Origin of the sequence: Pedobacter riviphilus (genome assembly GCF_014692875.1) — a bacterium.
In the GTDB taxonomy this organism is placed as follows: Bacteria; Bacteroidota; Bacteroidia; order Sphingobacteriales; family Sphingobacteriaceae; genus Pedobacter; species Pedobacter riviphilus.
The window spans coordinates 5,549,235-5,563,385 of the sequence record NZ_CP061171.1; the positions used below are offsets into that span (position 1 = coordinate 5,549,235).

The following is a 14,151-nucleotide window of genomic DNA, read 5'->3' on the forward strand; positions in this document are numbered from 1 at the left end:
TAATAAAATGTTAAAAATTTGTGGGTATTTCCAATAGATTTAAAGAACTTTGCAGTTCATTGTATAATTTAAAACATCACTTTGGAAGAAAGCACGCAAGAACAGGAAATTTTAGATAAACAAGAAGATAAACCTGTATTAGCGCAAAGCTCTCCGAAACAAGTACGATTTGCCATATCTGCCTTTTACTTTATGCAAGGGGTGTGTTTTGCAAGTTGGGCCAGTAGGATTCCGACTTTTAAAGCATCAATGGGCCTAAACGATGCCGAACTAGGCTCTATTCTTTTTGCGCTACCTGCAGGACAGATTATTACGATGTTTTTTTCTGCAAAACTGACCACTCATTTTGGGAGCAAAAAAATGCTTCGGGCAACTGCACCGCTTTATGCTATTGCATTAACTTTTTTGGCCCTGGCTACCACTGGTTGGCAGTTGGCAGCCTTTTTGGTGCTGTTTGGTATAACGGGTAATCTTTGCAATATTGCTTTAAATACCCAGGGGGTTGCAGGCGAAAATTATTATGGCAAACCCATTATGAGTTCTTTCCACGGGGCCTGGAGTATTGGTAATTTAACCGGTGCTTTAATTGCTTTAGGTTTGGTGAATTTAAAATTGGGGATGTACACCCACTTCTGGATTATTGCCTTAATATCGCTAACAAATGTAGTGTTTAGTTCGAAAAAATTGTTAGACCATAATAATCGGCCCGATGCTCCTGTTGAGAAAACAAAATTTTTTACTATGCCACAAGGCATTTTAGTGCTGTTGGGCGTTATCGCATTTTGTAGTATGGCTACCGAAGGAACAATGTTCGATTGGAGTGCTATTTATTTCGAAGATGTGGTGAAATTACCACATAATAAGGCGATTATTGGTTATGCATCGTTTATGTTTATGATGGCGAGCGGAAGGTTTTTAGGGGTGTTTTTAATCGGTAAATTCGGGCGGAAAAATCTTTTGCAAATTAGTGGTGCCATTATATCGATAGGTATGGCGCTTGCCGTAATATTCCCGGAAATTGTCGTCGCCATTTTTGGCTTTATGCTTATTGGTTTCGGCGTTTCGAGTATTGTGCCAATGGTATATAGCATCGCTGGTAACAATAAAAAAGTGCCGGCTGGTAAAGCTATAACCATGGTTTCGAGTATTGGTTATTTCGCATTTCTGTTTGGCCCACCATTAATAGGCTATGTTTCGCAACTATCTAGCCTGCGTTATTCTTTCGGTATCATTTCCGTTTTTGGCCTGCTGATTACTTTTTTGGTCACGAAAATTAAGACTATAAATTAGGATTTCATTTCTTGAAAAAATATATCGATTATTTGGAGCGCCGTACCTGTACATAAAAGAGGGTTCCTTCCCGTTTTTCGCTTGTATGCTTCCTCGTTCCTCGTTGCTGCAGGATACCGCTTCAATCGGGGCTAAAGGGACACGACGGTTTTTTATTTGATCGGTGCATGGTGCACAAACCCCTGTTTCTAAACCTGACTGGAGCGAACACGAAGTGCAACGGAGTAAAGCGTAAGGCGGGACTGTTGCCCTCCAAGAACCACAGGCCAATCATTTCCTAATTTTAAAACAATCATTTTCATTTGGAGCACGCTGCCTGTACATAAATATCAAAAAGTTAGTAAGGATAGCTATGAAAATGCTTAGTAATCTACTCTTTCTTCACCAAACTGTGTTCTTTTAAGGCTGCAACCGCGAGCTCGATCAACCTTAAATTTTCTTCCAGATGCCCGTGCTGCACTTCTACATTGATATAAGGAATATTATTTTGCAGGGCATAAACCGAAAGAGAACCATCATTGGAGACAAATTTAGATTGAAGAATGACATTCACATTGGCCTTTTTTAAACTGCTGAATAATCTCGGCTCGGTTACATAAATAAGATCGTCTCCATCCATTTGGAAGTTGATGTAAACCGAATCGGCGGTGCTAGCTAAATCGTAACCTGGTAAATAAGATGAAATACCAAAGCCACCATCGGCATTGTTATGAAGGGTTAAAAAATAACCCGTAGCTTTTGGATCGTAAAAATCGACAATTTGCTTTCCTGCGTTTAAAATGGCTTTTTCAACTTCATTAGAGCTGAACTGATTTTTTTTTAACCTTGTATTTACACCTACTTCGGTATAAATAGCATTTGGATCTATCCGATATTGATCATCCATATAGGTGAAATAATAATCCCTCACTGCGCCATACTGACTGTCAATCAGTTCGCCACCGTACCAGCGGATATAATCAAAACCAGCCTTTACGCCAGTGTCCTCATTGTCATGTACCACTAAAAACTTTACGCCATTGGGTTTATAGCTGTATTTTACTAAGGTGATATCCAAATTACAAAGTTTAACGAAACTTGAGTCGCTACGCATTGCTGCAAAAACAGGTGGATGTTGAGCTTTTACAAGGAGCGTAGAACAGATTAGGAACAGGCTAAGAATGATTTTGAACATAATGCCTAATATACAATGTTGCGCCATTATTTGTTTGGAGACAATGTTGTATAATTATCTGGGCAGTAAAGTGGTGCTGCCTCTTTTCGGTGAAAGGACACAGAATGGTCCATGGGGAAACGAGCCATGTTAGCGTTCCGTTCGAAACTCCACAAAAAAGCCCCGATTTGGGGTCGGGGCTAAATTGATTGTTAATCTGGATGTTAATTAATGTCCGTGATCTAAATCGTATTCATTCACATCTTTATGATCATATGGTTCAACCATTAACTCATCGATAGTTTTTCCTTTTTTATTGAAGCCAAGGCGCTCTAACATCCTATCGAATATTAAGTATACCACCGGTACTACAATTAAAGTTAAAAACAATGAACTGGTTAATCCACCTACAATAACCCATGCCAAACCATTTTTCCATTCGGCACCTGCCCCGCTTGCCAAAGCAATTGGAAGCATACCAAATACCATGGCGATAGTTGTCATTAAGATTGGTCGTAAACGTGCGTGGTTGGCCAGCACAAGTGCTTCTTTGGTCTCTTTACCTTCGGCCTTTAGGTGGTTGGTAAAATCGACCAGGATAATCGCATTTTTCGCTACCAGACCCATCAACATAATTAAACCTAAAATGGTAAAGATACCGATTGAGTTATTGGTTAAAGCCAGGGCTAACAATGCTCCGATTACCGCCAGAGGCAGCGAGAACATTACTACCAGTGGATAGATAAAACTATCGTAAAGCGCAACCATAATCAGGTAAACCAAAATGATAGAAGCCAATAAAGCGATACCTAAAGTACCAAAACCTTCGCTCTGGTTCTCCTGATCACCCGCCCAGCTATAACTTACGCCAATTGGTGCTTTAAGCTTGCCATTTTTTTGCAGCTCTTCTAGTTTCGCCTGGAACTCTGCAACCACCGTTCCGGTTGGTCTACCGATTGACTGTGCCTTAACTGATACGGAAGTAGATTTATTTAAACGCTCTAACTGGCTCGGACCAGAACCTTCTGTAATGGTTGCAAATTGTGATAATTTGATCTGTGCACCAGCATTGTTTACAAAAATCAGGTTACGTACGTCATCAATATTCTGGCGGTTGAAGTTTTGATACTGGATATTAATATCGTACTCATACTCCCCTTTACGGTATTTACCATCAGTATTACCCGCAAAAGCAGTCTGCATGGTAGAACCTACAGTTTGCAAAGTTAGGCCAACTGCCGACATCTTATCGCGGTCTACCTGAACGTTAATCTCAGGCGTTCCTTTCTCTACCGATAATTTAATCTCTGTAGCACCCGGAATAGAAGCAAGTACCTTTTGTGCACCTTCTGCATATTTTAAAGCGCTATCCAAATCAGAACCCATTACCACCAGCTGGATCGGTGCATTTTCTGCAATACCCAAAATACTGATCGGAACAGTTTTTACTTTTGCACCAATTAATTCTTTAGCCAGTGCACGACTCATTTTGGTTGCGAAAATATCTGATGAAACTCCTTTACGCTGATCGCGTTCAACAAGTTTAACGTTAATTTCCGATTTATAAGCCGTTGCCTGTGTACCACCAAAGTCACCGGTTGATTGGCCTACAGTAGTAATTAACTGTGTAATTTCTGGTTGTTTATCTAAGAAAGCTTCAGCTTTTTGCGTTAAAAAGTTGGTTTGCTCTAAAGAAGCATCTTTAGGTAACTCCAACTGCACCAAGAACTCACCTTTATCTGATTTAGGGAAGAATTCAGAACCGATAAATCCGCCTACCAATAATCCACATGAGCTAAAAAACATCACCACAACAATAATTAATGTTAAGGCTTTGTGGTTTAACGACCATGTTAAAATGCTGGTAATCCAAAGGGTAAATTTCTTTAACTGTTTTTCGAACCAGAGAATGAAACGGCCAAATAAGTTTTTACCTTCAATACGTTCTAACTTACCAAAACGAGAGAAGATAAGCGGTACAATAGTAAATGACGCCACTAATGAAAGTAACGTTGCAATAATTACCACAATACAGAACTGGCGTAGGATGTTTGAAACTAAACCGGTACTTACCGCAATTGGGAAGAACACCACCACAATTACGAACGTAATGGATACTACTGTAAAACCAATTTCACGTGTTGCATCAGATGCTGCACGCACCTTGTTTTTACCCATCTCCATGTGTCGCTGGATATTTTCCAGTACCACAATCGCATCATCCACCAGGATACCTACCACGAGTGATAGCCCCAGTAGCGACATTAAGTTTAAGGTAAAGCCGAATAAGCTGATCCCGATAAAGGTTGCAATTAATGAAACCGGAATTGATACCATTACAATGATCGCGTTACGTAAACTGTGCAAGAAGAAAAGCATTACGAAAGCCACCAGGATAACCGCCAGAATTAAATCGTGGATTACCGCATCAGCAGATTCTAAAGTAAAGATTGAACTATCGTTTACAATTCTGATGTCGAGGTTATTAGCCTTGTATTCATCTTTAAGTTTAGCAATAATGGCGTGTACACCTTTACTCACTTCTACCGCATTCGCATCACTTTGTTTGATAATCTGGATGGCGATAGATGCTTTACGATCGATACGTGCTAGTTTTTCAGTTTCTTTTTGCGAATCCTGAACGTCGGCAACGTCACCTAAACGGATCTGTGCACCATCTTTGGTAGTGGTTAAAACCAGGTTTCTTAATTCTTCCATACTTCTGTATTTACCCGATAAACGGATCAATACATCTTGGTTCTGGGTTTTAACACTTCCTGTAGGGAAATCTAGGTTAGAACTCAAAATTAATTGCTGCACTTGTGGAACTGAAAGATTGTAACCTTGTAGTTTATCAGCAATTAACGAAACCTGAATTTCGCGTTCCGAACCACCAACTAAGTTAACCTGCGCAATACCATTTACCCTCGAAATTACAGGAGCAATACGTTTATCAATTAAATCGTAAAAGGTAATATCATCCATATTGGCAGATGCCGACATGGTGATAACCGGTAAATCGTCTAATGAGAATTTACTCAATGACGGCGTTTTAACATCTTCAGGTAATTGAGAAAGAATGGCATTAACCTTTCTTTGTGCATCATTTAAGGAAATATCGATGTTTGCTGCATCAGTTAAGGTAATCGTAACTGTAGATAAACTCTCAAACGATACAGAGTTGATCTTCTTGATGTTTTCCATTGATGATACGGCATCCTCGATCTTTTTGGTTACGGTGTTTTCAACCTCGTTTGGTGAAGCACCAGGGTAGATGGTCGAAATAGATACTACGTTGTTAGAGAATTTTGGAAGTAATTCATAACCCAACGAAAAGTAACTTAGTAGCCCAAGCAAGGTAAGTGCGGTAAATACCACAATCACCAGCGAAGGCCTTTTTATAGATATGTCTGTTATCTTCATTTTAATTAGTATTGCGTTTTGCGATTGGCGTATCGCGTTTTTAAAGCCGAAAAATTCCTCTAACCTACTTTACGATACTAACGGCAGCGCCCTCAGTTAAGTTAATCTGTCCACTAGTGATTACAGTTTCACCTTCTTTTAAGCCATCAAGAATTTCAACATTATCTCCTAAAATACGGCCTGCTACAACGTTACGGGTTTTAGATGTGTTGTTAGATTTATCCAACACGAAAACCTGATTGCTGCTCACACTTCCCACAAACGAAGTACGTGGAATGAGGATGCTTGGTGCTTGTTTAGGAAACTTAAATATGGCAGTTCCGTACATACCGGCTTTTAAAGTGTTTTTGTGGCTATTCTCAACTTCAATTTCAATTGGGAAGTTTAGTGTTGCATCAGCTTTAGCAGCGATGAAAGTTATCTTTCCAGAGAAATTATCAGTTGGGAAAACTGAAGATTTGATCTCGATCTGATCGCCGATTTTAAGATTGGCAACCTGCGATTCGTTCACGTTTACCTTCAATTTTAATTTAGAAACATCAACCAGTTCGAACAATTGAGTGCCTTGAGTATTTACGAAAGCACCAACTTCGATGTATCTTTTGTTCACAATACCGTTGATTGGCGATTTAATATTCGCATCACTTAATCTTCTTTGTGAAGCCTGTAAGCGAAGCTTTGCATTTCTTGTAGCCAGTTTAGCCTGGTCTAACTGCTGTTGGGTAACACCGCCAGTTTGAAAAGAGCTTTGGTATCTGGCCTCATCTTTTACTGCGTTCTGGTAGTTAGCTTCTGCAGTTTCTCTATCTGTATTGATAATTTCAGCATCAACACGGGCTAAAACCTGTCCTTTGCTTACACGATCGCCTTCGTCAACATAAATAGCTGTAACACGACCTGCATTTTCTGATAAGAAGTTAAGTTCTTGTTTAGGAATAAAGTTTCCGTTTGCACTGAAATCTAAATTCACAGCTTTTCTCTCTACCTGAGCAACACGAACGGCAACAGCGCCACCACCTTTGGCAATGAAAGCAGTTTTTTCTTCGTTCTTCTTTTTATTGTTGCTTAAAACATAAGCTATTGCACCAAGGGCAACAACAACTACGATAATTATGGTAATTACTCTTTTCATTTCTATTGTACTAGCGATTTAATATTTCCGTTTGATTTGATTAATTGTATTTCGGCTATTTTGTAATTCAATAAAGCCTGTGTGTAGCTGTTCTGTGCCGATGTAAGTGCATTTTCTGTATCCAGAAGATCGGTTAAAGAAGCCAAACCGTTGTTATAGTTGTTTTGGGTGCTTTTGTAGATTTCTTGCGCTAAATCGGCATTTTTACGTTGCGATTTAATGGTGTTGATGTTATTGCGCAATTGGATCTTCGCGTTCTCATAAGCCAGATTTAAAGAGTTTACAGATTCTTTTCTGTTTTCTTTCGCTTTTCTAATATCTACATCTGCCTGGCGGATTTTTGAACGCGTTAGAAAACCGTTAAAAATCGGCACTTTTAAAGTTAAGCCAATTGCCGATGCGCCATATCCGATCGCAGCAGCATTCGATTTTAAGAAATCGAAACCATCGCTTTGGCTCGAGTAGGTATAATTACCCGTTAAAGCCAGTGATGGGTAATATTCCGCAACATAAGCTTTTCTTTGTAGTGATAAAAGTTTATCCTGGTTATCTAAAAGTTTAACCTCTGTTCTGTTGGCCAGATCTATAGAATCTGTAAATACAGGTAAAGTAGTCACTTCTGTTAATTCGGTAGCAGGTAAACTGATCGGTGTAGAAACCGGCATGCCCATCGAAAATTTCAATTGATTTTCTAGTTGGGTAATCGCATTGATTACCTGCTCGCGCTGCGTGTTCAGGTTGGTTAGGTTCACACTAATACGGTCGACATCAATTTTTCTTGCCAAACCATTTTTATATTGGTTACCCACAATTTTTTCCACCACCTTTACATTTTTAATGTTGGTGTCGATAACATTTAACTGTTGTCTGTTTACCAAAACCTGGTAGTAATTGTTGGCCACCAGCTCGATTATCTGCTCTTCTGTTAATTTTGAAGTAAGGCTGTAATATTCCTCGCTTGATCTCGCAGCCTGTAAACCGGTAAAAACCTGTTGGTTAAATAACTGTTGTGAAAGTTGAACACCTGCGGTCGAATTCCAGTTCTGGCCCAGCTTAATCGCCTGTGTTTGTCCACCGAAATTTGCAACCAACTGGCCGATAATAGGGTTATAAGTTAAGCCTACGTTTCCAGTAAGCTGAGGTAAGGCCTGGGCCCTTACTTCTTCTACCTTATATCTTCCGCCTTCGATATCCAGTTTCGAGTTTCGGACTTTGGTGTTGTTTTGGAGCGCAAAGGTTAGCGCATCTTTTAAGGTAACTTGCTGCTGAGCAACTGCCAGCTGCGGTAAAACCGTACCGATTAGCAGTATGAGCATTAATTTTACCGTTTTTACTCTAAGCATAATGTATTGTTTTTTGTTTTTGGGTTCTTATCTATTTAAGTTTTTACCGAGCTAAAAGGTAATAAGGGGTCCTTTTGTGCTTTATATTTAGTCTGCGCACCTTAAACCCCGCACAAATATGGTCGTGAGGTTCTTTTGCTTTAGCGTCATTCTATTAAATGCTTTTTTATCCGGGAAAAGATCTTTACCTGTTTCCATAATACACATGGTACAAAGACCCATCAAGCTTTCCAGGTAAAGTTCTGCAACGTGTGCGGTATCATCGTGCTCTATTTCTCCTTTTGTTTTTGCCTGACTGAAAATTTCTGCAAAGAATTCTTTTTCGGAGCCTTTAAGTGCGTTTAACTTGCCTTTTATCACATCATCGTTTAATAGATCAGGAATACCTTCGTTAATTCTTAACATGTAATATTTTTGAAAAAAGGTATTTCTAACATCTATGGTGCTAAAAAGGATCTCTTCTAAAGGCTGATCGGGATTGTATTTCTTTTTGATCAACTCAAAGAAGTCGTTAAATACCCTTTCTATCACTCCAATTATTAAATGCTTCTTATCTGGGAAATAATAATAAAGCGATGGTTTGGAAACAGAAAGATCTTCTGCTATATCATTCATTGTGGTTTTACCAATACCAAAATGGATAAAGCGTTTTATAGCGCCATCAATAATTTGCTCTCTCTTTTTATCGGCTACAATCATTTTACTTTTCTACTTTCTGACTTTTTTAATATTTTAGTCAAAAATAGTGCTAAAAAATGATTTGTCAGGAAAGGTTTTTTGAAAAGCGCATTAAGCTTACAATTTTATGACATAATTTTGCTTCTTGATCTGTTTATATATCTTTACAAACCAATCATTTAGAAAATTTGTCTGTATTAATTAACATTTTAATTGTACTATTTACCATTATTTCCATGGAGTGTTTGTCGTGGTTTATACACAAGTATTTATTCCACGGTCCCCTGTGGTTTATGCATAAAAGCCACCATCAAAAGTCTAAATCCTTTTTCGAATGGAACGATTTGTTTGCCCTGCTGTTCGCAGTGGTTTCCTTATTTCTGATGTATAAAGACCGAAACAATTTCGGTTACGGATTTTTTATTGGTTTAGGGATTAGCATTTATGGTGTGATTTATTTCATTGTACACGATTGGTTTGTACACCGGCGTTTTACAACTTTTAAAAGTAATAGCGCCTATCTGCGTGCCGTGAGAAAAGCGCACCACCTACACCACAAAAGCAGGGGTAAGGATAAAGGAAAAGCTTTCGGACTACTGTTCTTTAATAAAAAGATTCAATAATAAAGTTAGTACGTCTTACTTTTATATCAATTATGGTCTATTTTATGTTGTAATTAAAAATAAAAAAATACATAATTTTATGACTAACGTATATCATAGTTGAAAAAAAATATTCATATTGTGGCATTAAATAATGCCTCATGATATTATTCAAAGCAACCAAATCAAATTTAGAAAGTGTATTAATATCTCTGATCAGGGCTCTGAAAATTAATGTTACGGCAAAAACTGTTGAAACATGTTTGTCAGACCATCCCGAAACGCCGAGTTTACTTGCTTTAAGCGACTGCTTAACCAGTTGGAACATCGAAAATCAGGCATTTGGGATACCGCGCGAGGATTATGATGTAAACGAGCTGTTATTCCCGTTTGTTGCCCATTTCCCAGAAAAAGGTGGGCGTTTTGTTCTGATCACTAACATTGCTTCTGGAGTAGTTCAGTTTTCTGATGAGGAACACAAGAACTCAACCATGCCAGAGAATGAATTTTTAAAACGCTGGGACGGTATCGCGCTTCATGCTGAGACATCGGCGATAAGTGGTGAGAAAGACTACAAACAAAATCAGTTTAAATACTTATTACAACGTCTGATATTACCAACAGGTTTAATATTATTAATCAGTATTTTAGGATTGATATTTTATCAACAAAATATATCGTGGTCTTCTGCAATCTTATCATTAACCAAATTAAGTGGTATAACCGTAAGTATTTTGCTGTTAATTCAGAGTATAAATTCAAACAATCCCTTTGTTCAAAATTTATGTAGTCTAGGAGGAAAAAATAATTGCAATGCTATTTTAAAGTCTAATGCTGCAAAAATTACTTCATGGCTAAGTTGGAGCGAAGTTGGCTTCTTTTACTTTACAGGCTCTTTTTTACTCTTATTGATTAATCCTGCCAATACTGCTACTTTGGCGTGGCTTAATGTACTTGCAATTCCATATACCATTTATTCAATTTCCTATCAATACAGAAATAAAAACTGGTGTATATTGTGCTGTACGGTTCAAGCATTGCTTTGGTTTGAACTTATAATAAATCTTACTTCCGGTTATTTGTTCATAAGCATTGATTTTTCACTTATTAATATTGCGCTTTTCGCTATTTGTTTTCTTTTTCCAATTGTGGTATGGTCATTTCTTAAACCTTTCTTTTTGGAATCTACACAACTAAAACCAATACAGCAACAGCTTAAAACATTTAAATACAATAGCGACCTATTTAAACAGGCTCTAACCAATCAACCTCGTTATGCCGTGAGTGATGAACTTTTGCCTGTTTTAATGGGGAACGCCGAAGCAGATACAGTAATTACAATGGTAAGCAATCCTTTCTGTGGACCATGTAGCAGGGCACATAAAACAATAGAGGAATGGCTGCAGACCAGAGATGATATTCAGTTAAAAGTTATTTTTAGTACGGCCGATCATGATCACGACTCAGGGACTAAAATGGCCCGACACATTACAGCATTGAGTTTAATGAATGATCAACAGGTAACAGAGAAAGCTTTAAATGCCTGGTACGATCAATCAAGTAAGAAATTTGAAAGTTGGGCAGAGCAATTTCCCGTAACAATTGTGGATGAAGTGGCGAACGTGACAGAAAAACACAGGGCTTGGTGCAAAATGGCAGAAATAACCTTTACACCAACGATTTTAATTAATGGATATAAACTTCCGGAACCTTATCGGTTAGAAGACCTAAAGTATCTGATTAACTAAAGAGAAATCTTAGTTAAACTAGTGTTTTAATTATTAGATTATTTGAAGTAGTGTAGGCTTGATAACGAAAATGCAGTTATAAAATACATTTCGCCAAAGTGGGGCTGCGTGAAGATCTGCAAATCTAAAGCAACAAATCTAAATTATTCTAGAAATGAAAAAACTTAATCTGCTCAGTAAGGCTGAGATGAAAAATGTGTTGGGCGGTGGTGTTCCCGGTGGTGAGCCATGCAATGCATCTAATGGAACCTTTTATCATGCGGTATGTATTTCTGGTTATTATTATCCAGACAATAGTCCTAATTCATCGCCAGTTTGGGGAACTCAACAGCCATATGATGTGGCAACATGGGATGCCGGTGCTCCATGTGGTGGACAATGTACGGGACAGTGTGTATCAACTTACGTATGCGATGATCAAACTGCTGTTTAATCAGTTCCTTTGAAAAGTAAATAGTCAACCAGGTTAATTATTATCCTGGTTGACTATTTCTGAAATTTATGATAAACAATGCTATTTAAAGCAGTAATATTAACATATTGGCATAGCACTAATTAAGCCTAACTACCTGTTGAAAAACTTCCCCATATATAAACAACCTGATCAAATGGACTGTGGTCCAACCTGTTTGCGCATGATCAGCAAATACTTCGGTAAAAATTTTAGTTTACAACGATTACGTGAAATTTCGGGAATAAACCGCGAAGGTGTTTCGTTATTAGGCATTAGCGAAGCTGCCGAAAAAATTGGTTTTCGTACAATAGGTGTTAAAGTTCCTATGAGTGAGGTTAAAGAAGTGGAGCTTCCGGTAATTTTGCATTGGGATCAGAATCACTTTGTGGTGCTCTATAAAATTAAAGGGGATAAATATTTCATCGCCGATCCTGCCAAAGGATTTATAGAATACTCGCAAAAAGAATTTTCTAAACACTGGTTAAGTACAAGTTCTCTCGAACAATATGAAGGTGTGATGTTAATACTTTCACCAACACCCGATTTTTATATTCAGGAAGGAGATAAAAATCAGGGGTTAGATATTAGTTACCTTTTAAAATATTTATATACATATAAACAGCTTGTAATACAGCTTTTTGTTGGTCTTGGTGTGGGTAGTTTATTACAGCTTATTTTGCCCTTTCTTACCCAATCGGTTGTCGATGTAGGAATTAATACCCGTAACCTTAATTTTATTTACATCATCCTCATTGCCCAAACCATGTTGTTTATTGGTCGCATGAGTGTTGATTTTATACGTTCATGGATTTTGTTACACATCAGTACAAGGATTAACATTTCTATACTAACTGATTTTCTCATAAAACTGATGAAATTGCCAATGGGCTATTTTGATACCAAAATGACCGGGGATATTTTACAGCGCATGAATGATCAGAAAAGGATTGAGAGCTTTTTAACCGGATCGACGTTAAATGTTATTTTTTCGATGTTTAACCTGGTTGTTTTTGCAATTGTACTGGCTTATTATAATGTTACCATATTTATTATTTTCCTGGTCAGCAGTGTGCTGTACAGTTTGTGGATTATATTTTTCCTGAAAAGAAGGCGTGCCCTCGATTTTAAACGCTTTGATATCTCGGCAAAAAATCAGAGTGCGGTTGTACAGCTGATTAATGGTATGCAGGAAATTAAACTGAACAATTGTGAACAGCAAAAACGCTGGGAATGGGAGCGCATTCAAGCAGGGCTTTTCCGTTTTAATGTAAAAAGTTTGGCACTCGGTCAATATCAGCAGGTAGGGACATTTTTTATTAATGAGGGTAAAAATATTCTTATTACTTTCTTGGTAGCTAAATCCGTTATAGATGGACAGTTAACACTGGGGGCAATGATGGCGGTTCAGTATATTATTGGGCAGCTGAATAGCCCCATTGAGCAAATGCTGAGTTTTATACAACAACTACAGGATGCTAAAATTTCATTGGAGCGTTTAAACGAAATCCGGGAAATGGATGATGAAGAGCCTATAGATAAAAAATTTATCAAGGATTTGCCACTGGATAAAAGCGTTAGCTTTCAAAATTTATCTTTTACCTACCCTGGTGCAGGAAACGAACCTGTTTTGTCGCAAATAAACCTGAATATACCTGAAGGTAAAACTACGGCTATTGTAGGGATGAGCGGAAGCGGAAAAACTACGATTCTTAAACTTTTACTTCGTTTCTATGAACCGCAAAAAGGAGATATTAAAATTGGAAACGCTTATTTGAACCAAGTAAGTTTTAAGTACTGGCGGGGATTGTGTGGGGTAGTGATGCAGGATGGCTTTATCTTCTCAGATAGTATTGCAAAAAATATTGCGGTTGGAGATGAATATCCAGACATGGCTAAATTAAAACATGCCATCCAGGTAGCTAATATTAATGATTTTGTGGAAAGCCTGCCTTTAGGTTTGGATACTAAGATTGGCTCGGAAGGTAATGGTGTTAGTCAAGGGCAGAAGCAGCGTATCTTAATTGCTAGGGCTGTATACAAAAATCCGGAATATATCTTTTTTGACGAAGCGACAAATGCACTCGATGCGAATAACGAAAAAGCAATTATGGAAAACCTGGAGAGTTTTTTCAAAGGTCGTACGGTAGTGGTGGTGGCACATAGATTAAGTACTGTTAAAAATGCGGATAACATTGTGGTATTAGATAAGGGGGTGATAATAGAGCAGGGAACACACGAAGAACTGACTTATAAAAAGGGAGAATATTATCAGTTGGTTAAGAATCAACTGGATTTAGGGTCTTAAATCGATAATACAATAAATTAAAG

General features: G+C 37.9%; 10 protein-coding genes. 5 read left to right on the plus strand and 5 right to left on the minus strand.

The features are described 5' to 3' along the window. The first annotated feature begins 81 nt into the window (after nt 1-81). Complete coding sequence (locus tag H9N25_RS23045) at nt 82-1,290, plus strand: MFS transporter (RefSeq protein ID WP_169502544.1); 1,209 nt, start codon at nt 82-84, stop codon at nt 1,288-1,290. A gap of 370 nt (nt 1,291-1,660) precedes the next feature. Here the strand turns inward: H9N25_RS23045 and H9N25_RS23050 are convergent, their stop codons facing one another. The 5 genes from H9N25_RS23050 to H9N25_RS23070 all read right to left on the minus strand — a co-directional run bounded on the left by H9N25_RS23050 (nt 1,661) and on the right by H9N25_RS23070 (nt 9,040). After that, nucleotides 1,661-2,464, minus strand: coding sequence for a hypothetical protein (locus tag H9N25_RS23050; RefSeq protein ID WP_190327366.1), 804 nt, complete (start codon nt 2,462-2,464; stop codon nt 1,661-1,663). 207 nt (nt 2,465-2,671) lie between these two features. Beyond that, nucleotides 2,672-5,866: an efflux RND transporter permease subunit gene (locus tag H9N25_RS23055; protein ID WP_167296399.1), complete on the minus strand. Its 3,195-nt coding sequence runs from the start codon at nt 5,864-5,866 to the stop codon at nt 2,672-2,674. Nucleotides 5,867-5,930: 64 nt separating this feature from the next. Beyond that, nucleotides 5,931-6,998, minus strand: a complete 1,068-nt coding sequence (locus H9N25_RS23060) for an efflux RND transporter periplasmic adaptor subunit (protein WP_167296400.1) — start codon at nt 6,996-6,998, stop codon at nt 5,931-5,933. A 2-nt stretch (nt 6,999-7,000) separates the two neighbouring features. Continuing rightward, on the minus strand, nt 7,001-8,341 hold the full coding sequence (locus H9N25_RS23065) for a TolC family protein (RefSeq protein ID WP_169502541.1): 1,341 nt from the start codon (nt 8,339-8,341) through the stop codon (nt 7,001-7,003). A gap of 87 nt (nt 8,342-8,428) precedes the next feature. Beyond that, entirely contained in the window at nt 8,429-9,040 is a 612-nt protein-coding gene (locus H9N25_RS23070; RefSeq protein WP_167296402.1) for a TetR/AcrR family transcriptional regulator, read from the minus strand. Between the two features lie 167 nt (nt 9,041-9,207). Between H9N25_RS23070 and H9N25_RS23075 the strand changes: the two genes are divergently transcribed. From H9N25_RS23075 to H9N25_RS23090, 4 genes are all read left to right on the plus strand, one after another. After that, nucleotides 9,208-9,642, plus strand: coding sequence for a sterol desaturase family protein (locus tag H9N25_RS23075; RefSeq protein WP_223833491.1), 435 nt, complete (start codon nt 9,208-9,210; stop codon nt 9,640-9,642). A gap of 140 nt (nt 9,643-9,782) precedes the next feature. After that, nucleotides 9,783-11,369, plus strand: coding sequence for a vitamin K epoxide reductase family protein (locus H9N25_RS23080; protein ID WP_190327367.1), 1,587 nt, complete (start codon nt 9,783-9,785; stop codon nt 11,367-11,369). 154 nt (nt 11,370-11,523) lie between these two features. Next, on the plus strand, nt 11,524-11,802 hold the full coding sequence (locus H9N25_RS23085; RefSeq protein ID WP_190327368.1) for a hypothetical protein: 279 nt from the start codon (nt 11,524-11,526) through the stop codon (nt 11,800-11,802). Between the two features lie 139 nt (nt 11,803-11,941). Further along, complete coding sequence (locus H9N25_RS23090; protein ID WP_190327369.1) at nt 11,942-14,128, plus strand: peptidase domain-containing ABC transporter; 2,187 nt, start codon at nt 11,942-11,944, stop codon at nt 14,126-14,128. Nucleotides 14,129-14,151 lie beyond the last annotated feature (23 nt).

Coding starts and splice junctions, on each gene's coding strand:
- H9N25_RS23060 (WP_167296400.1), bottom strand. CDS start 6,998: ATGAAAAGAGTAATTACCATAATTATCGTAGTTGTTGTTGCCCTTGGT.
- H9N25_RS23065 (WP_169502541.1), bottom strand. CDS start 8,341: ATGCTTAGAGTAAAAACGGTAAAATTAATGCTCATACTGCTAATCGGT.
- H9N25_RS23070 (WP_167296402.1), bottom strand. CDS start 9,040: ATGATTGTAGCCGATAAAAAGAGAGAGCAAATTATTGATGGCGCTATA.
- H9N25_RS23055 (WP_167296399.1), bottom strand. CDS start 5,866: ATGAAGATAACAGACATATCTATAAAAAGGCCTTCGCTGGTGATTGTG.
- H9N25_RS23080 (WP_190327367.1), top strand. CDS start 9,783: ATGATATTATTCAAAGCAACCAAATCAAATTTAGAAAGTGTATTAATA.
- H9N25_RS23085 (WP_190327368.1), top strand. CDS start 11,524: ATGAAAAAACTTAATCTGCTCAGTAAGGCTGAGATGAAAAATGTGTTG.
- H9N25_RS23050 (WP_190327366.1), bottom strand. CDS start 2,464: ATGTTCAAAATCATTCTTAGCCTGTTCCTAATCTGTTCTACGCTCCTT.